At 41.6% G+C, this 19,239-nt stretch carries 14 protein-coding genes and 1 pseudogene; 4 read left to right on the top strand and 11 right to left on the bottom strand.

The features are described 5' to 3' along the window. Positions 1 to 20: 20 nt before the first annotated feature. The 11 genes and pseudogenes from WJR50_RS21690 to WJR50_RS21740 form a co-directional block, all read right to left on the bottom strand. Positions 21 to 272, bottom strand: a complete 252-nt coding sequence (locus WJR50_RS21690) for a type B 50S ribosomal protein L31 (RefSeq protein WP_341295422.1) — start codon at positions 270 to 272, stop codon at positions 21 to 23. A gap of 149 nt (positions 273 to 421) precedes the next feature. Beyond that, the gene (locus tag WJR50_RS21695) at positions 422 to 1,048 is read right to left on the bottom strand and encodes a 7-carboxy-7-deazaguanine synthase QueE (RefSeq protein ID WP_341295423.1); all 627 of its coding nucleotides are present in this window, start codon (positions 1,046 to 1,048) and stop codon (positions 422 to 424) included. A 43-nt stretch (positions 1,049 to 1,091) separates the two neighbouring features. Then, a complete protein-coding gene (locus WJR50_RS21700; protein WP_341295424.1) occupies positions 1,092 to 1,970 on the bottom strand; it encodes a bifunctional 5,10-methylenetetrahydrofolate dehydrogenase/5,10-methenyltetrahydrofolate cyclohydrolase in 879 nt (292 codons plus the stop codon). Positions 1,971 to 1,996: 26 nt separating this feature from the next. Beyond that, positions 1,997 to 3,799, bottom strand: a complete 1,803-nt coding sequence (lepA, locus tag WJR50_RS21705; RefSeq protein ID WP_341295425.1) for a translation elongation factor 4 — start codon at positions 3,797 to 3,799, stop codon at positions 1,997 to 1,999. Positions 3,800 to 4,122: 323 nt separating this feature from the next. Then, on the bottom strand, positions 4,123 to 6,036 hold the full coding sequence (gene asnB, locus WJR50_RS21710) for an asparagine synthase (glutamine-hydrolyzing) (protein WP_341295426.1): 1,914 nt from the start codon (positions 6,034 to 6,036) through the stop codon (positions 4,123 to 4,125). Positions 6,037 to 6,170: 134 nt separating this feature from the next. Then, on the bottom strand, positions 6,171 to 7,328 hold the full coding sequence (locus tag WJR50_RS21715) for a lycopene cyclase family protein (RefSeq protein ID WP_341295427.1): 1,158 nt from the start codon (positions 7,326 to 7,328) through the stop codon (positions 6,171 to 6,173). Between the two features lie 102 nt (positions 7,329 to 7,430). Then, positions 7,431 to 11,567 carry a tetratricopeptide repeat protein gene (locus WJR50_RS21720; protein WP_341295428.1) on the bottom strand — a complete coding sequence of 1,379 codons (4,137 nt, stop codon included), beginning with the start codon at positions 11,565 to 11,567 and terminating at the stop codon, positions 7,431 to 7,433. A 188-nt stretch (positions 11,568 to 11,755) separates the two neighbouring features. After that, positions 11,756 to 12,019 (bottom strand): 50S ribosomal protein L27, encoded by a 264-nt coding sequence (gene rpmA, locus WJR50_RS21725; protein ID WP_341295429.1) that lies wholly within the window; start codon positions 12,017 to 12,019, stop codon positions 11,756 to 11,758. A gap of 30 nt (positions 12,020 to 12,049) precedes the next feature. Continuing rightward, entirely contained in the window at positions 12,050 to 12,577 is a 528-nt protein-coding gene (locus WJR50_RS21730) for a DUF4332 domain-containing protein (RefSeq protein WP_341295481.1), read from the bottom strand. Continuing rightward, positions 12,563 to 12,865 (bottom strand): annotated as a pseudogene (gene rplU, locus WJR50_RS21735) (50S ribosomal protein L21); the annotation flags it as partial. The pseudogene rplU and the gene WJR50_RS21730, both read right to left, overlap by 15 nt. A gap of 181 nt (positions 12,866 to 13,046) precedes the next feature. Next, positions 13,047 to 13,544 carry a replication/maintenance protein RepL gene (locus tag WJR50_RS21740; protein WP_341295430.1) on the bottom strand — a complete coding sequence of 166 codons (498 nt, stop codon included), beginning with the start codon at positions 13,542 to 13,544 and terminating at the stop codon, positions 13,047 to 13,049. A 469-nt stretch (positions 13,545 to 14,013) separates the two neighbouring features. Between WJR50_RS21740 and WJR50_RS21745 the strand changes: the two genes are divergently transcribed. The 4 genes from WJR50_RS21745 to WJR50_RS21760 all read left to right on the top strand — a co-directional run bounded on the left by WJR50_RS21745 (position 14,014) and on the right by WJR50_RS21760 (position 19,156). After that, positions 14,014 to 15,009, top strand: a complete 996-nt coding sequence (locus tag WJR50_RS21745; protein ID WP_341295431.1) for a ribonucleoside-diphosphate reductase small subunit — start codon at positions 14,014 to 14,016, stop codon at positions 15,007 to 15,009. Between the two features lie 47 nt (positions 15,010 to 15,056). After that, the gene (locus tag WJR50_RS21750) at positions 15,057 to 17,453 is read left to right on the top strand and encodes a ribonucleoside-diphosphate reductase subunit alpha (protein WP_341295432.1); all 2,397 of its coding nucleotides are present in this window, start codon (positions 15,057 to 15,059) and stop codon (positions 17,451 to 17,453) included. Positions 17,454 to 17,811: 358 nt separating this feature from the next. Continuing rightward, entirely contained in the window at positions 17,812 to 18,417 is a 606-nt protein-coding gene (locus WJR50_RS21755) for a hypothetical protein (RefSeq protein WP_341295433.1), read from the top strand. 274 nt (positions 18,418 to 18,691) lie between these two features. After that, the gene (locus tag WJR50_RS21760) at positions 18,692 to 19,156 is read left to right on the top strand and encodes an REP-associated tyrosine transposase (protein ID WP_445223482.1); all 465 of its coding nucleotides are present in this window, start codon (positions 18,692 to 18,694) and stop codon (positions 19,154 to 19,156) included. Positions 19,157 to 19,239 lie beyond the last annotated feature (83 nt).

The following is a 19,239-nucleotide window of genomic DNA, read 5'->3' on the forward strand; positions in this document are numbered from 1 at the left end:
AAATTTGATGACGTTTAATACTAACTCTTGTCGCGCTTATAACGCTTGTTAAATTTCTCTACACGGCCTGCAGTATCAACATACAATTTCTTACCAGTATAGAAGGGGTGAGAAGCAGAGCTTACTTCAACCTTCACTACGGGATACTCATTACCATCTTCCCACTTTACAGTTTCCTCTGAGTTCATGGTAGAACGAGTGATAAATTTAAAATCGCTGGACGTATCATGAAATACGACCTTTCTGTATTCTGGGTGGATATCTTTTTTCATAGCCTTCGTTTTTTCTATGGTTTTAACGGATTTTGCCGTTATCAAAGTTCATTTTCTCAAAAGAGTTGCAAATATAAAAACTTTTATTCGGCAATCATAAGTATCTCCCTAATGGTTTTATCAATTTTTGGTGAAAATTTTCATCTCCCTTATGGGATATTCATAAACTTATGCACCTGCAACGAAATTCTCCATTGGGGATGGGCTTTTACATAGTTAATAATTTGAGGAAGTACTTTGTCTGACTTGCTCCATTCCGGTTGGAGATACAACTGACAGTCAGGACGCATCTTTTCAGCAAATTGCTCGGCCCACTGAAAATCACTTTTGTTATAAATGATGATCTTCAGTTCATCCGCTTTTTGATAGATTTCCGGCAAAGGTGCTTTAAATTTCTTAGGAGAAAGACATATCCAATCCAGATCACCACTTAGGGGATGTGCTCCTGAAGTTTCAATATTAATGGTAAAACCTGCTTGATGCAATGCATCACACAGTGGACCAAGATTGTGCATAAGCGGCTCTCCTCCGGTGATCACTGCCAAACGGCCAGGGTACTGAGTTGCTTCTTTTACTATATTTTCAACAGAGATTTGGGGATGCGCAGCTGCATCCCACGATTCTTTTACATCGCACCAGACACATCCTACATCACAGCCTCCCAAACGGATAAAGTAAGCGGATTTGCCCTGATGGAATCCTTCTCCTTGTACGGTATAGAAAGCTTCCATCACCGGCAAAATGTCTACTTTAATATTTTTACTAACATCAATCATGGTCTCACCTTACCTTCAAACTCTCAAATCAGACTTGAACTTACTAATAAACTTGCTTCTTCGCTGCCAGCATGGTGTTATAAAGGAGAGAAGCTCTCGTCATTGGACCAACGCCACCGGGTACGGGTGTGATATAACTGCATTTTTCAGCTACTTCATCAAACTTGACATCACCTTTCAACCCAAAGCCTGATTTTTTGGAAGAGTCTTCTACCCTGCTGGTTCCCACATCAATTACCACCGCGCCTTCTTTTACCATATCCGCAGTAATAAACTCAGGTTTACCCAGGGCAGCAATCAGTATATCAGCCTGTCTGGTAATCTCAGGAATATTAGGTGTACGGCTATGACACACGGTTACCGTCGCATTTCCGGGATAAGCTTTTCTTGACATCAGAATACTGACTGGCGTACCCACAATATCACTTCTTCCCACTACTACGCAATGTTTGCCTTCAGTAGGGATTTTGTAGCGCTTGATCAACTCCAGTACACCATGAGGGGTAGCACAAACATAGGCTGGTAAGCCTTTAGTCATTCTACCGATATTGATAGGATGAAAGCCGTCTACATCTTTTTCAGGACGGATAGCAAAAGTAATTTTTTCTGCTGCGATATGGTCAGGAAGAGGAAGTTGTACAATCAACCCATCAATATCATCATCATTATTGATCTCTTCCACTTTTGCCAGAAGCTCTGCTTCAGAAATATCTGCATCGTAACGAATGAGGGTGGATTTGTAGCCAATCTGCTCACAGTCTTTGACCTTCATGCGCACATAAGTATCGCTGGCAGGATCTTCACCCACAAGTATTGCCGCCAGATGGGGGATTTTCCCTCCTTCTTTTTTGATTTTTTCTACATCTTCGGCAAGTTCCTGCCTGATTTGCTGAGCGGTCTGCTTACCGTCAATTAAAGTCATATAATTAGGTTAGTTTATAGTTTCGGCTAGTCAAGCTTAAGTACTGCCATAAAAGCTTCCTGGGGAATTTCAACATTTCCTACCTGACGCATGCGCTTTTTGCCTTTCTTCTGCTTTTCCAGGAGTTTACGCTTACGGGTAATGTCACCGCCATAACATTTGGCAAGCACGTTTTTCCGCATGGCTTTTACCGTTTCTCGGGCAATAACCTTTTGACCAATCGCTGCCTGAACGGCAATTTCAAACATCTGACGAGGTATCAGTTCTTTAAGTTTTTCACACAAACGTTTTCCCCATTCGTAAGCTTTATCGCGGTGTACTATGGCAGAAAGCGCATCTACTTTATCTCCATTGAGCATGATATCCAGCTTCACCATATTAGACTGGCGATAGCCAATTGGATGATAATCCAGCGAAGCATAGCCTCGGGAAAGTGTCTTCAGTTTATCAAAGAAGTCAAAAACAATCTCTGCAAGAGGAAGCTCAAAAGTGAGTTCAACCCTATCCTGAGTTAAGAAGACCTGGTTTTTGATCATGCCCCGCTTATCCATACACAGTTCCATAATATTACCAATGTACTCTGACTTGGTAATAATCTGTGCTCTGATGTAGGGTTCTTCTATGTGTGAAAGCTCAATAGGGTCGGGCATTTCAGAAGGGGCACTTACCTGCCTCATCTCACCATCTTTCATGACTGCATGAAAACGTACAGAAGGCACAGTAGTAATGACTGTCATATCAAATTCTCGCTCCAAACGCTCCTGTACGATCTCCATATGAAGCATGCCCAGAAAGCCACAGCGGAAACCGAAGCCCAAGGCAGCAGAAGTTTCAGGTTCCCACACCAACGAAGCATCGTTAAGCTGAAGCTTTTCCATGGAAGCACGTAACTCTTCAAACTCAGAAGTATCTACCGGATAGATACCAGCAAATACCATCGGCTTTACATTCTCAAAACCACTGATTGCTTTATCACAAGGTTTATTGACATGGGTGATAGTATCCCCAACTTTAACTTCCTTGGCCACTTTAATGCCCGAAATAAGATAGCCTACGTTTCCTGCACCTATTGTATCAGCGGGTTGCTGCAGAAGCTTCAGCACGCCAATCTCATCAGCTTCGTAGGTCTTGCCGGTATTTACAAATTTTACTTTATCGCCTTTGCTGATCTGGCCATTGAAAATTCTAAAGTATACTTCTACGCCACGGAAAGGGTTATAAACCGAATCAAATATCATGGCCTGTAAAGGGGCTTCGGGGTCACCTTTAGGATGAGGCACTCGCTCAACAATAGCTTCCAGGATTTCTTTTATGCCGACTCCCTCTTTAGCGCTGGCCTGTATGATATCTTCTCTCTCACAACCTATCAGGTCAATGATTTGATCTCCTACCTCTTCCACCATTGCTCCGGGCAAATCAATTTTGTTCAGTACAGGAATTATTTCTAAGTCATGTTCTAAGGCCAGGTAAAGGTTGGAAATGGTCTGAGCCTGCACACCCTGGGCAGCATCAACAATCAGCAATGCACCTTCACAGGCAGCAATAGAACGAGATACTTCGTATGAAAAGTCTACGTGACCAGGAGTATCAATCAGGTTGAAGATGAATTGCTCTTCTTTCTGTCCTTCCTTTTGATATTTGTAATTCATCTGAATGGCGTGGCTCTTAATGGTGATACCCCGCTCGCGCTCCAGATCCATATTATCAAGTAATTGCTCCTGCTTCTCCCGCTCAGTGATAGAGCCGGTAAATTCAAGCAGACGGTCAGCCAGGGTACTTTTCCCATGGTCAATATGTGCTATAATGCAAAAGTTTCTGATGTTCTTCATGTACAATTCGCCACTGTTAAGATTTACAAAAATAGCAATAATTTATTCCTGTAATAATGCGGATCAGGAGTTAATTGAATTTGCCTTAAAATAGTTCAACAGCGAATGAGGAGGGCTTGTTCCAGCGAAAAATAACTCTCGCTCATATGATGTAGATATTTAATCTTTTCGGTTTCAAATTATTCAACCAAAACGTATGAATTGACGTATAATCTAAAAGTAGTTAAGCAGTGAGATAGATTGAGGCGAGAGATTTAACGTTGGAGTAAGTTAGGTTTAGTTGTTTAGTAGTTTTAGCACGCCGTTCCCACGGCGTGCTTTTTTCATTTCATGTACTGCTTCCACCAGTGCTGAAACACCAATAGAGCCCACAAAGTAGCATGCACGTCCCCTGGATCTTTAGAAAAAAGTTTTTGCTTAAGCGATTTAATGCCTTCCAGGTCAAATACGTTCTGCTCAGCGATAAAATCGTCTGATAATAAATCTTCAATCGTACTTCTCAATTCTGTGCGGAACCAGCGGAGCAAAGGCACTTCAAATCCATGTTTGGGCCTGCGGTAAAGTTCTGAAGGCAGTAAATCACGAAAAGTATCCTGTACGATGCGCTTTTTCATCTGCCGATTAATTTTTGAATCTTCGGGAAGACTGAAAGCATACTCCACCACACGATGATCCAAGAAAGGAACGCGCACTTCCAGTCCATGTGCCATGGACATCAAATCTACCTTGGTGAGCATGTCATTGGGCAACACCAACTGCACATCTGTATAAAGCCACTGATTTAGCGTTTCGTTTTGATCATTAATGGCCTGTGTCAAGGTGGCTGTACGAGCATCGTGCTTTTCAAAATCCAGCTTTTCCAATACACTGCTGCTCAGCAATTGCGCTGCTGCTTCTCCCTGCAGGTAAGTTGCCCATTTCAGGTATCGCTCTTTTGGACTAAGCTTTAAGCCTTCGGCAAAACGTTCCAGTTGACGGACTTTGTTGGCAATGGGATTGTTGCGGGATTTAGGAAGGTTTTTCCAAAAACTCTCCAAACCTCCCACCATTTTCTCTGCCATACCCGCATGCATTACTCTCCAGGCAGCGTGATGTTTATTATAACCGGAAAACACTTCGTCAGCCCCATCACCCGAAAGCGCTACGGTTACTTTCTTTTTTGTCTCTTTGCTCAAAATATAGACCGGGATAGCAGACGAATCGCCAAAGGGTTCATCTATATGATCCAGAATATCAAAGAGATGGCTGTAGAGATCGTAATTACTTAGAGAAAAAACCGAGTGGTTGGTTTGATATTTATCCGCTACCAGTTGGGCGTATTTTGTTTCGTCAAAAAAAGGCTCATCCCGGTAGCCAATGGAAAAAGTATTGAGCTTTTCTACATGCCGACTCGCCAGTGCTGTAATGACTGAAGAATCAATACCCCCACTCAAAAAAGAGCCAAGAGGTACATCGGCTACCAGTCTTCGCTGCACAGAAGCATCCATGAGTTCGTACAGCTTTTTCTGCTGCTGCTCATAGGTCAGTTTCTCTGGATTCAGACGGCTTTCATCAAAAGGAATTTGGTAATACTTTCCTTCCTGTACTCTTGGCTCATGGGCCTTGGAGACTTCCAGATAATGACCCGGTAGCAGCTTCTGCACACCTTTCAGCATGGTAGCCGGAGCATGGGTATAGTTAAACTGCAGATATTGATAGAGAGAATTTGTATCCAGCTCTTTTTCTATGCCGTAGGCCAGCAATGATTTCATCTCTGAAGCAAATATTACCTTATCCTCATCAGCATAATAAAGCAATGGCTTGATCCCTAAACGATCACGGGCAATGAAAAGATGATCACGCTGCTCATCATAGATAGCAAAAGCAAAGAAACCATTCAGCTTTTCCAAACAGGCTTTTCCCTCATGTATGTACAATTGCAAAAGTACTTCGGTATCGGTAGCCGACTGAAAATTCACACCTTTCTGTTCAAGCTCTTTCCGTAATTCTCGGTAGTTATAAATCTCACCGTTGAATACAATGGTAAAACGCTCGCTGCTATCTTTCATGGGCTGGTTTCCACTGGCGCTGGTATCAATAATGGAAAGACGCCGATGCCCTAATCCTACTCTATGCACTGAAGTACTTCTGCCAAAATCCGGTCCGCGCTTGCTTAGCTTATCCGTTGCTGCCGCCAGATTAATCATATGAAAACGCCCTATCTCATTGAAGGCATAAATGCCTGTGATTCCACACATAGTTTAAATTGAAGATTGCAGACTGAAAATTACAAATTGAAGATTGAGAATTGCAGATTGCAAATTACGCATTAAAAATTTCTAAGCCTATAATAAGATTGAGAGCAGATAGAATGATTTGTGTAAAGAGGATATTACTTAACAAGTGCTTTGGCAAGGCCACGGATAAAAGGTATTTTGGGCACGGAGTTGGCCACCAAAATTTCTTCCCAGAATTTTGTTTGTTCATCCAAAAATCTGAAAACTCGCTGAGGTGGATTATTGCGAAACAAATGTGTAAAAACATCACTTGATGGATGTAAACCAAGTGCCATCACGTTCAGTAAGGTACTGTCGTATACCATAAAACGCTGCTGCCAACTGTCAGCTTTTCGGTGTGGGCTTTTACCGTTTATCAATCGCTTCACTATCGCCTTGCTGTCCTGCTGTATGCGCATAAAAGTATAGCCGGTAGAAGGTTTGGTGACTCCCCCTGCTGTTCCAATATTGACAATATGCTTTCCTTTTGAAGATGGATAAGGCATATCTGTCATGGGGATAACGCCAAATTCCTCGTGCTCAATAGTGTAGTCATCTAGTTGATAATAGGTTCTTAAATAATCAATCAGAGCTTCATCGTAGCTTTCTTCTTTGAGCAGCTCATGAGAAAACAGTGTGTATTCTACCAAAGCAGTTTTGCTATCCGTAGGCAGCACATACACAAAACGGCAATCTCCCCGCTGAGCTACTCTGAAATCCATTAAAGTAGCTTTAGAAGTATCAAAAAAAGTGTAAGGAGTTTTGATGACCCAACCTTTGAAATGCTGTAAGAGATAATGGTAATCACTGGCATTTTTTTTCTCATCTTCAGACCGTATGCTACTGAAAATCCAGTTTGCGCTAAAGTCTCCACATTGGGTTCTAACGATTCCACCGTGCGCTTCATCTTCAATAGATAAAATTTCGCTCTGTAGAAAATGCACTTGCTCAAGCTGATTGGCTTCTTTTTTTACATACTCATAAAAATCTATGCCCCTGATCATTTTATAGGCATAAGGAGTAAGTTCAAGGGTTTTGGAAAAGTCTGAGCTGAAAAAATCCACCTGACTCCACTGGGAAAAGACAATACTTTCAAATGGGCCTTGCCCTTCCTCCCAAAAGCACCAGGTACGATCGTTACTATCCTTATCTGATCTATCAATTACCAGGAAAGATTTTGCTCTCAGGGGAGTTTGTAAGCAGTGGTAAAGCAAACTTAAACCGGCAGCTCCGCCACCGGCTATAATGTAATCATACTTGGATAAAAGATTCATGAGAAGTAAAATCCAGCTATTGGAACAAGGATTCGTTAAGCTTGTTATGTCAAACCTACTAAATTTTACCGCTTAAACATTTAACTATCTGCAAAAGGTAAACTATTCACAATATTTCTTAAGGAAAAAGTCTGCCCTATCATCTCCCAATGCCCTGGCCTGCTTCCAGTCGTTACAGGCATTTTCATCTCCTAACTGATAGTAAGCAGTGGCACGGCCTTTATAGTATTCTGCATTTTCAGCATCAAATTCTATCGCTTTACTAAAATCCTGAACTGCTCCTTCCACATCTTCCAGTAAAATTTTAATGTTGGCACGGTCATAATATGCAGCGGCATCATTGGGTGTATGCTCAATTACTTTGGTATAATCTTCCATGGCACCTTTATAATCCTCTAACTCTTCCTTTAGATAGGCACGGTTATAATACACGTTCACATTGGTGGGATCAATTTTCAGTGCTTTGTTGAAATCTGACAAAGCATTCTGAAATTCGTACATATAGGTATAAGCAGTCGCTCTATCAATGTATAACTGTGCGTCTTCTTTGTCCATCGTAAGGGCATTGGAAAAGTCAACACTGGCCTGCGTATAGTTTTCGCGCTTAAAATGAGCTTTCCCTTTACGGTAATACACTTCTTTTTCCTGGATTCCTCCTTCAATGACCAATTCATAATAACCGATCGCTATCGCGTATTGCTCAAGTTCAAAATAGGCATCTGCCATGTAATACAATATTCCGGTAGTAGCGGCTTCAGCCACTTCTACTTTGCGCAGATCATTTTTTGAAGCCTCAAAATTCCCCAGTTTAAAATGTGCAATACCTCTATTTTCATAAGCAAGCGTATATACACTATCCAAAGCTATGGCCTGATCAAAATCAGGAACCGCCTGTTCATATTGTTTTAGTAAAAATTTGGCTTTACCTCGGTTGTTAAAGATAACCGGATCGTTCACTCCATTTTGAATTGCTTTATCATAATCGCCCAAAGCAGCCTGATAATCTTTGAGCCTGAAACGGGTATTGGCTCGCACGGCATAGGCATCGCCAAAGTTCGCCTGTCTTTCTATCGCATTGTTCAGATCCTGCAGCGCCTCTTCAAATGCTCTATCTTCATAGCGTGCAAAGCCACGACGATAATAGGTAAGGGCATCATTAGCTCCCATTTCTACAGCTCTGTCCAAATCCACAATGGCTTCTTTATATTGCTTGAGAAAGAAACGGGCATTTCCCCTGCATGATAAAGCAGTTTCGTTCACTAATCCCTGCTCAATGGCTTTGTCAAGGTCGGCGATCACCAGCTCATAAGTTTTAGCTTTTTCTTCTTCGGTGATAGTTTCGGCCAGCTGATACTGACTTACACCCCGACTAAAAAATGTTCGGGCATCTGCCACATTATTTTCAACAGCAAGATTCAGTTCTACCAGCGCTTCTGCATAAGCTTGAGTTTCGTACAATGAAATTCCCACCAGCCTGGCAATATCCTGGTCCTGGCTATCCAGGCTGCGGGCTTTTTGCAGGTCGCTGATGGTTCCGGCATAGTCCTCCGTTACAAAGCGTGCGTACCCCCGGTTAACATAAGCTTTGACATAATCTGCCTCTCTGCTGATGGCCTGATCGTAGTCGGCAATCGCTGAGCTATAATCTTGGAGCATAGCTTTGGCCTTTCCCCTATTGTTGTAGATGACAGGCGCTTTTTCCTCATCTTCGCCTCCACCGTTAAGCAAAGCCTGATCGTAAGCAGCCACCGCACCTTGGTAATCATCAATCAGGAATTTGGCATTACCAAGATTGTAAAGACTAAGTAAATCTCTCGCCCCTTTTGTTACCGCCAGATCAAGATCTTTAACTGCGTCTTTGTAATTATCAGTGGCATAGTAGGCATTACCACGATCGCTATACACTTTAGCATCATCTGCCCCTTTTGCTATCGCCTGGGTAAGGTCCGCGATGGCTCTTTCATAATTGCCTAAAGCCGCATTAACGTAACCACTGAATTCAAAAGCTTTACGGGTGTCGGCACCTAGGCTAAAAGCTTTGCTTAGATCAGCCAAAGCCTCTTTGAATTCACTGCTATAATAATAAATCTCACCTCGGTAGAGATAAGCCTGGATTTCGCTTAAGCCCATTGTAATGGCTTCGGAAAGATCTTTTTCAGCCTGCTCATATTCGGCAATTTCAAAGTTGGCATACCCTAAATACTGATACAATCTCAGGTCGCTTACTCCCATCTCACTAGCCTTTTTCAGACTTTCAACGGCCTTATTTTGTTCCTTAAGCATATAATAGGCTACTCCTTTTTCCAGATGAGCCTCAGCAAAACGACTTTTCTTTTGAATAGCTTTTTCAAAATCAGGCAGTGCCTTAACTGCCTGTTGTGCTGCCAGATAGGCCTTTCCTCTTTTTAGATAAAGCTCCGCACTTGAAGCTCCGTAGCCAATAGCTTTTTCCAGATCTTCCAATGCCTGGTTGGTTTCTTTCTGTTGCAAACGAAGTGTAGCGCGGTTGATATAGGCCAGCGTATCTTTTGTTCCCAAACTGATCGCCTGATTAAGATCGTCTATGGCAGAAAGATCTTCTAGCGAAAATTTAGCGTTGCCTCTCATCAGGTATACTTTTTCGCTGCTTTCGCCCTGACTGATAGCTTCATCCAATGCATTGACTGCTGCCTGATAGTTTTTCAGTGCGTATTCTGCTTTTCCCAGATTAAAGTAGGTAGGGCCATCGCCCTTGCCTTGTTCAATAGCCTGCTTCAAATCCGGTAGTGCGGCACTGTATTCCTGCAGATAAACTTTGGCATTTCCCCGACAATAGTATAATTCCGGCTCTTTCTCACCTTTCTCAATAGCGGTTGAAAGCTCGGTAACAGCTTCTTTATATTGCTGTAGGTAATACTTGCTCTTCCCGATACCTGCATAGGTTTTGCCATTGTTATCTCCCAGAGACAGCACATTTTCATAATCCTGAAGCGCCTGCTGATATTTTTTCTGATCGTAATAAATATTTGCCCTTGCAAAGAACAGCGATGCTTCATTGATACCTCCGGTAATGGCCTTATTGAGATATAGAAGTGCGTTTTCCCAATCTTCTTTCTGATAATAAGCCCGTCCCAGCATACCCTCTACCTGCGGAGAGCTACTTGCTTTTGCCAAAGTACTGATGGCCTGATCAAACTGCTTTTCGGTAAAATAGGATGCTCCCAAAGCCAGAAAAACTTTTTCATCGGTAACCCCCAGTTCTATTGCTTTCTCCAGCGCAGTAATCGTATTCTGATGCTGTACTTTAGCAGCATAAGACAGACCTAAAAATTTATAGAAGTTTCCATCCAAAAGGGCTTCATTTCCTGTAGTTTCAACTTCTTTGAGATCCTTAATGGCCTGATCATATTGCTGCAATGTGAATCTGGCATAGCCTCTTTTCTGCAAAAGTGCAGGGTCATTTACACCTCCCTGCTTTGCCTGGTCCAGAGCTTTGATAGCCTCAGCATAGCTCTTTTTTTCATAAAGCGCTACCCCACGATACATTTCATGCTCCGGTTCCAAAATACCTAAGGCAGCAGCTTTGTTTAGATCGGCCACTACGCTTTCCCATTGTTGAAGTTGGTAATAAGCGGTAGCACGGTTAAGCCATGCTTTCTGGTAACTTTCTTTAATTTTAATGGCTTCACCAAAATCACTAAGTGAAGCTTGCGCATCTCCATCCAGCAATTTTGCCTTTCCCCGATTATTGTACACAATCTCATCCTTCTGCCCTTTGGCAATCGCCTGATCATAATCCTGTATAGCTTCAGGATACTTCTCATACATAAAGTAAATATTTGCCCGATGTACATAGGCTTTGGGGGCAGTTGTACCTTCATCAATTGCCTTGTTCAGGTCGCTTATGGCATCTTTATACTCCTGCTTCTCATACAGGCAGAGTGCCCGGAAGAGAAACACCTCCGCATTATAAGCTCTGAGTGTAACTGCTTTGTTCAGGTCTTCCAGCGCTGCATCTAATTTTTGAAGTTGATAATTGGCTATTCCCCTACCCTGATAGGCTTCAGGACTTTCTGAGCGGGCAATGATGTGCTGGGTAAAAGCCGTTTTGGCCTCAACAAACTGATGTGATTTTAGTAGCGAATTTCCCTGAGCCAGATAATCTACCGAATCCTGCAAGAGATGATAGGCTTGCAAAGGAGACAATATACCCTGAAAAACTACTGTAAATATGAGTGAAAAAAGAAAACGCTTAATCATAGCAAGAATTTATCCTTTGTTTCCTGTCAACGGTTAAGGTCAAATTTAATTTTTCAAATGCTCCCTCTTTGTGTAAAAAAGCGTTTTTCTGTGCCTCGTAAGTTTAATGATTGGATTAAGGGCTAAATACAAAAAGCCCTGACCATTACTGGTCAGGGCTTCTGAAATTTTGATACAGTTCGCTTGTGTTAAGCTTCTGCTACCGGATCTACGTGAACGTATGAACGGCTTTGTGATCCTTTTTTGAATACTACAGTACCGTTAGTCAAAGCAAATAATGTATGGTCTTTGCCTATTCCAACGTTTTTCCCAGGATGATGCTTGGTACCACGCTGTCTTACGATGATGTTACCAGCTACCACATCCTGACCACCAAATATTTTCACGCCTAAGCGTTTACTTTCTGAATCTCTACCGTTCTTCGAACTACCGGCTCCTTTTTTGTGTGCCATGGTATCGTGATTTTATGGTTAAACTTTTTATTATTTCATTAACTTCTTAGCCTGACCTACCCAGTCTTCACTTTTGATAAGTTCGACAGTCAAGCCATCAATGTCAGCCAGCTTTTCCATATCTTCTTCTGTCAGCTTACTGATTTGCTCAAAAGTTTTGTAACCTTTGGCATTAAGCTCTTTCTCAAATACGGGACCGATGCCACTGATTTCTTTCAGGTCATCTTTCGTCTGCTTGGTAGAAGGGTTCATCAGTGCTTTAGCCTGTCCCACCCAATCTTCACTCTTGATGAGGTCAGCAGTTACACCATCAATATCAGCCAGCTTTTCCATATCATCTTCGGTAAGCTTGCTGATTTGAGCAAAGGTAGTGTAACCTTTAGCGTTCAGCTCTTTTTCAAACACAGGGCCGATACCACTGATTTCTTTCAGGTCATCTTTGCCGCTGTCTTTGGCTTTGGTCTCCTTTTTAGGAGCTTCTTCTTTGGCAGGAGCAGGTTTAGACTCAGTTTTCTTGGCTGATGCTTTCTGACCTTTGGCAAGGATATCCTCAATCAAAATTTTGGTATATCCCTGGCGGTGACCCTGCGTCTTCTTGTATCCTTTTCTTCTTTTCTTCTTGAATACAATAACTTTGTCACCACGACCGTGATCCAGGATTGTTCCTGTTACTTTGGCACCACTTACAATGGGCGTACCCACTTCAATGCCATTATCATCTCCTAAAAGGAGGACACGATCAAACTCGACGGAAGCGCCAGTCTCTCCTGCCACTGATGGGGCATACACGAACTGGTCTTTTGCTACTTTAAATTGCTTTCCGGCTATATCAACAATTGCGTACATTATGATTTACTTTTTTCAATTGAGGCGCAAATATAGAAGTTAGTCTTTGTTAATACAAATCAAAGCTGGCTTTCGTTTAGCCTTTTTTGAAAAATAGTACAACATTTCTAAATTTCATAAGAGATATGCTTCCTATACTCGATCAAAAGTGTAAATTCTTCTTAGTTTGAGTTTTTCCAGACTATATCAATGACAATTGGCGGGCCATTGCCTCTGCTTCCTGCTTGGTGTACGCCAGTTCCTGGTACTTTACCATCAGATCTCTTTTTTTGACAGCCTCTCCCCTGGCTATGTAGCGAGGAGAAACCACATAAACCGATTGTGCTTTCTTACGAAGAAAATCTATCTCTAGTAAATAAGCAATCGTTTCTGAAATGGTTCTCTGACTTGTCTTCGTAAAATCCGCGATGTCGCGATACTTACCTATAAATAAATGCGTTTGCTGATCAATACTGTTAATAATGTATAAAAGTACCTTCTTTTTCCCTTTTCCAAATTCACGGGAAGCCTGCAAAAGGTCGGGCAAAAAAGTCAGATAAAAGTGAGCATCCTTATAGACTGGCTTTTCCACCACTGCAAACTCCCTCTCTTCTCCGGTCTCCGCATTGATCCAACGTTCGTATCGCACTACATCTTTTTCTTTCTGAACTCTCGCTGCTTTTCTAGATTTATCTTCCATACTCTTCAAACTCAAGGGTTTATCCGTATAAGCTACTAATGTATTTGCTTTCATTAATAAAAGCAAATGGTATTTTAATTAAAAGCGATATAATTCTGTCTTTTCATCAAATTAATTTGCCTTTTCATAACAATTGATAGCAGAATTTATTTACATAACAAAGACTTCAGCTTTTCAAAATTTTAGAAAGGCATTTTTTTATAAAAAATCTTAATTATATTTAATATTATATAACTATCTGAAAAACATTTATTTATGTAAATATTTGTAAACTAAATGTTTAAAATATCAGACAGCTCAAAATCCCAAAAACATAAAATTGACTTTTTCTTTCGAAGCTAAATAAACATATTTGTCTTACTGCGAAGGCAAATTCTCTGAAATGCTTCTTTTTGGAGAGAAATGAAAAAAGTGCTTTCATTTAAGTATAGAAGTTTAACAAGTCTTTAATCATAAAAAGCAGATAGATATGGATCAGAAAACACTAGAAGCGCAAGAACCGATTTTGCAGGAAAACCCAAACCGTTTTGTATTATTCCCTATTGAGCATCCCGATATATGGCAATGGTACAAAAAGGAAGAAGCAAGCTTCTGGACCGCAGAGGAGATAGACTTAAGCCAGGACCTGAAAGACTGGAATAATATGACGGACGATGAGCGTCATTTTATCTCTCATGTGCTGGCATTCTTTGCTGCCAGCGACGGTATAGTAAATGAAAATCTCGCTGAAAACTTCGTTAACGAAGTACAATATACTGAGGCCAAATTTTTCTATGGTTTTCAGATTGCAATGGAGAACGTCCACTCTGAGACTTACTCTTTGCTTATTGATACCTATATCAAAGATACTAAGACCAAGAATAAGCTCTTTCGTGCGGTTGAAACCATGGATTGTGTGAAAAAGAAAGCCGATTGGGCACTTCGCTGGATTGATGAAGGTAATTTTGCCGAAAGACTGGTGGCATTCGCCGCAGTTGAGGGCATATTCTTCTCAGGAAGCTTCTGTTCTATCTTCTGGCTCAAGAAGCGTGGCCTCATGCCTGGATTGACTTTCTCTAATGAACTTATCTCTCGTGACGAAGGCTTGCACTGCGATTTTGCCTGCCACCTTTACATGAATCACCTGATCAACAAGCTGCCTAAAGAAACAGTAGTTAAAATTATTACTGATGCGGTAACCATTGAAAAGGAATTTGTAAGTGACGCACTGCCGGTAAGCCTTATAGGCATGAATGCCGACCTGATGTGCCAGTACATTGAATTTGTAGCTGATCGCTTGTTGCTGGAGTTAGGCTGTGACAAAGTTTATAAATCCAGCAATCCATTTGACTTTATGGAGATGATCTCACTGCAAGGTAAGACCAATTTCTTTGAGAAACGTGTAGGTGAATACCAGAAAGCTGGCGTGAAAAACAGCTCTGAAGATCAGGGTAAGCCTAAATTCTCACTTGACGAAGATTTCTAAAAACGACCGTTCATTAAAATTTTATCACCCACTAATCCCCAAACCCTATGCTAGTAATCAAAAGAGACGGCAGGCGAGAGTCGGTCAAATTTGACAAGATTACGGCCAGAATTGAGAAACTCTGCTACGGCCTTGATGTCAATCACGTACATCCTGTAGAAGTGGCAAAAAAGGTAATTACCGGTATCTATGATGGTGTAACCACCATAGAACTGGACAACCTGGCTGCAGAAACTGCTGCTACACTTACGGTGAAGCACCCCGACTATGCTGTACTGGCTGCCCGAATTGCTATTTCTAACCTGCATAAGGTAACCAGCAAGTCATTCTCCAATACTATGAAGCGTCTTTACAAGTATGAAGACCCTAAAACCGGAGAACATGCGCCGCTGATCTCTAAGGATACTTATGCGATCATCAAAAAGCATGCGGCTCAGTTGGACTCTACCATCATCTACAGCCGCGACTATAATTACGATTATTTTGGGTTCAAAACCCTGGAGCGTTCTTACCTGATGAAATTGGACGGTAAAGTAGTAGAGCGTCCTCAGCATATGCTGATGCGTGTGGCAGTGGGGATACATGGTGAGGATATAGAAGCAGCGATTGAAACTTATAACCTGCTTTCAGAAAAGTGGTTCACACACGCAACGCCTACCCTCTTCAATGCGGGTACGCCTAAGCCACAAATGTCATCTTGCTTCCTGCTTACCATTAAGGAAGATTCTATTGATGGTATTTACGATACACTGAAGCAGTGTGCTCAGATTTCGCAGTCTGCCGGAGGTATAGGTTTGAGCATCCACCATGTAAGGGCTACTGGCTCATACATCCGTGGTACCAATGGTGTATCCAATGGTATTGTGCCCATGCTGCGTAACTTTGACATGACCGCTCGTTACGTAGATCAGGGAGGCGGAAAACGTAAAGGTAGCTTCGCCATTTACCTGGAGCCCTGGCATGCCGATGTGTATGACTTTCTGGATCTGAAGAAAAACCATGGTAAGGAGGAGCTTCGCGCCCGTGACCTGTTCTACGCCATGTGGATTCCTGACCTTTTCATGAAGCGTGTAGAAAGCAATGAAGAATGGTCGCTTTTCTGCCCTAATGAGGCACCCGGTCTTTACGATAGTTATGGGGATGATTTTGAGAAGCTATACGAAAAGTATGAGCGTGAAGGCAAAGCCCGCCGTACGGTGAAAGCACAGGATCTGTGGTTTGAAATTCTGGAATCTCAGATTGAGACTGGTACGCCTTATATGTTGTATAAGGATCATGCAAACCGCAAGTCTAACCAGAAAAACCTGGGAACCATCCGTTCTTCTAACCTCTGCACCGAGATCATGGAGTACACTTCTCCTGACGAGGTAGCCGTATGTAACCTGGCTTCTATTTCTCTGCCTAAGTTTGTGACAGAGGATGGTAAATTTGACTACCAGAAGCTATATGAAATTACCAAGGTAGTGACTCGTAACCTGAACAAGGTGATAGATGTCAACTACTATCCGGTGCCTGAAGCCCGCAATTCCAACATGCGCCACCGTCCTATCGGAATTGGTGTACAAGGATTGGCTGATGCTTTTATCATGCTCAAAATGCCTTTTGAGTCTGAGGAAGCTAAGGGGCTGAACAAAGACATCTTTGAGACTATCTATTATGCCTCCATGGAGACTTCTATGGAAATAGCGCAAAAAGAAGGAGCATATGAGACCTTCAAAGGTTCTCCTGTATCCAAAGGCATCTTCCAGTTTGATATGTGGGGTGTAACTCCCGACAGTGGTCGCTGGGACTGGAATGCACTGAAGCAGAAAGTGAAAAAGCATGGTGTACGTAACTCTCTGTTGCTCGCGCCTATGCCTACCGCCTCTACTTCTCAGATACTGGGTAACAATGAGTGCTTTGAGCCTTACACTTCCAACATCTACACCCGCCGTGTATTGTCTGGTGAGTTTGTGGTGGTGAATAAGCATCTGCTCAAAGACCTGGTAGAACTCAACCTGTGGAATGAAGGCATGAAAAACCGCCTGATCTCTGAGAACGGTTCTATACAGAACATTGACGATATCCCTCAGCATCTGAAAGACCTGTATAAGACCACTTGGGAAATCTCGCAAAAGACCATCATTGATATGGCGGCTGACCGTGGCGCTTATATCTGCCAGAGCCAGAGCCTCAATGTACATATGCAGGACCCTAACTTTGGCAAGTTGACATCTATGCACTTTCATGCCTGGAAGCGAGGCCTTAAGACGGGCATGTATTATCTGCGGACTAAAGCCGCCACTGACGCCATCAAATTTACGGTGGACAAAGCGGCACTGGGACAGCCACAAACGGCCACCCAGCAGCAGATGGCTGCCGTCAGCGAGCAGCGAAATCAAAACCAGTCTGACATGCAGTGTTCGCTGGACGATCCCGACAACTGCGAAGCCTGCGGAAGTTAAACCCACTCCTCAAAAAGCGTTGGCAATTTTTTGTCAGCGCTTTTTTTTGGAACAGACATACTTAGAATAAGAACCTTAAAAAAAGAAAATCCTATCAAGGTGTAACTTGATAGGATTAAAGCCGAGTCGGTTACGGCATAGTGTTAGCCATATTTTCAAATCTAAATCCTATATATCATGGCTAAAACCAATGATGGTAAAAAGATCGTCCCTGTAAAGCCTTACACGCGCAGACAGGGTGGAAAAACTGTAAGGATATCTCCTCACAGACGATCAACGCCAAATTAGCATGAATGCTAATGTAATCAAAAAAGGACTGTAAAAATTTTACAGTCCTTTCTTCTAACATCAAAAATTTATGGTACCAAAATACGAAGTTCAAATCACGTCCAGTCATACATCAGTAAAAAAACTGAAATACTATAGTTCAATTTTGGCAGATCTGGACAGTGTTCAGAAAGCCTTAAATGTTAAACATGAAAAAAATAATCATATAATCACTCAATCTATTTTTGCATTCTCAATTATTACTTATGCTAGAGTTTTTGTAAGTGGTGATAGAACGAAATTAAATATCAAAACAATAAAAACTTTTAACCCTGAAGAAAAAGAATTCCATAACAAATTGATGAGTATGAGACATCAATACATTGCACATGCGGGTAATAATGAATATGAACATGCTGAAGTTTATTTGCTTCTAGATGAAACAAAGAGGTATGTATTAGAAAATATTCACCAAAACACCAAAATGTTTAACTTTAATCAAGATGAAATACGAAAGTTCTTATCATTAATATCAAAAGTGAGATTAGAAGTAAATAAACAATCCGAAATCTTTGCAAAAAAATATTTAAACTCTTTATCTACTATTGAGCTTGAACAGCTCCGACAAATTGCAGTTCCATTCAAAAATACGGAAGTTTTATATTCTTCAGATTATAAGGTTCCTAAAGAAGAATAATACAACTATCCCGAAGGTCTCTGGCCTGACTCAAGCCAAGTACAAGTGGACCAGAGTCCCATATCAATATTTGTCACTGCTCCGGCAGCCCGGTCGCAAGATGCGAGCGACTGTAGATTGGCAAATAATCATACCTCCGCCTATATCATGTAAAAAAAATGAAAATAAGATGATAGGAGTATTGACTTCACTCCATGCCAGAATTGCGCAAACCCAATACGGATTATCCTTACTTTATCACCTGTACAGTTGTACAATGGCCTAGGCGGCCCCGATAGATCTCTTCACAAGAAGTTGTTATACAAGTATTGTGATTGATAGTCTCAAATATTGCCAACAACATAAAGGATTGGAAATTTATGCTTATGTGATCATGCCCAGCCATGTCCACATGATTGTTAGGCAAAGTGAAGCTAAACTGGATAAAGTAATTGGCGAGTTTAAGGGTTTTACAGCAAAAGAAATCCTCAGGATGATTGCAGAGTCACCTCAGCAAAGTCACAAAAAATGGTTGCTACATATGTTTGCCTACGCAGCCAAATATCATATGCAGCATGCAGAATACATGGTCTGGCAATATACCAAGCATCCAATTGAACTCAGTAATGCAAAGCTTTTTCAGCAAAAAACGGATTATATCCACCAAAACCCATTAACTGCTGGATACATCAAAGAAGCTGAAAAGTGGTATTACAGTAGTGCTAATCCGTATTCTCCTATACATCTTAAAGAGAGTTAACATAAAAACAGAATTAATTGCTTAATTCATCATCCATAATTCTCTAAAAACACTGGCAAAAAATATTTGCTGCACTCATAAAT

The organism is Catalinimonas locisalis, from assembly GCF_038039535.1.
Taxonomy (GTDB): Bacteria; Bacteroidota; Bacteroidia; order Cytophagales; family Cyclobacteriaceae; genus Catalinimonas.

Coding starts and splice junctions, on each gene's coding strand:
- WJR50_RS21755 (WP_341295433.1), top strand. CDS start 17,812: ATGGTACCAAAATACGAAGTTCAAATCACGTCCAGTCATACATCAGTA.
- WJR50_RS21750 (WP_341295432.1), top strand. CDS start 15,057: ATGCTAGTAATCAAAAGAGACGGCAGGCGAGAGTCGGTCAAATTTGAC.
- rpmA (WP_341295429.1), bottom strand. CDS start 12,019: ATGGCACACAAAAAAGGAGCCGGTAGTTCGAAGAACGGTAGAGATTCA.
- asnB (WP_341295426.1), bottom strand. CDS start 6,036: ATGTGTGGAATCACAGGCATTTATGCCTTCAATGAGATAGGGCGTTTT.
- WJR50_RS21740 (WP_341295430.1), bottom strand. CDS start 13,544: ATGGAAGATAAATCTAGAAAAGCAGCGAGAGTTCAGAAAGAAAAAGAT.
- WJR50_RS21745 (WP_341295431.1), top strand. CDS start 14,014: ATGGATCAGAAAACACTAGAAGCGCAAGAACCGATTTTGCAGGAAAAC.
- WJR50_RS21690 (WP_341295422.1), bottom strand. CDS start 272: ATGAAAAAAGATATCCACCCAGAATACAGAAAGGTCGTATTTCATGAT.
- WJR50_RS21720 (WP_341295428.1), bottom strand. CDS start 11,567: ATGATTAAGCGTTTTCTTTTTTCACTCATATTTACAGTAGTTTTTCAG.
- WJR50_RS21695 (WP_341295423.1), bottom strand. CDS start 1,048: ATGATTGATGTTAGTAAAAATATTAAAGTAGACATTTTGCCGGTGATG.
- WJR50_RS21715 (WP_341295427.1), bottom strand. CDS start 7,328: ATGAATCTTTTATCCAAGTATGATTACATTATAGCCGGTGGCGGAGCT.
- lepA (WP_341295425.1), bottom strand. CDS start 3,799: ATGAAGAACATCAGAAACTTTTGCATTATAGCACATATTGACCATGGG.
- WJR50_RS21700 (WP_341295424.1), bottom strand. CDS start 1,970: ATGACTTTAATTGACGGTAAGCAGACCGCTCAGCAAATCAGGCAGGAA.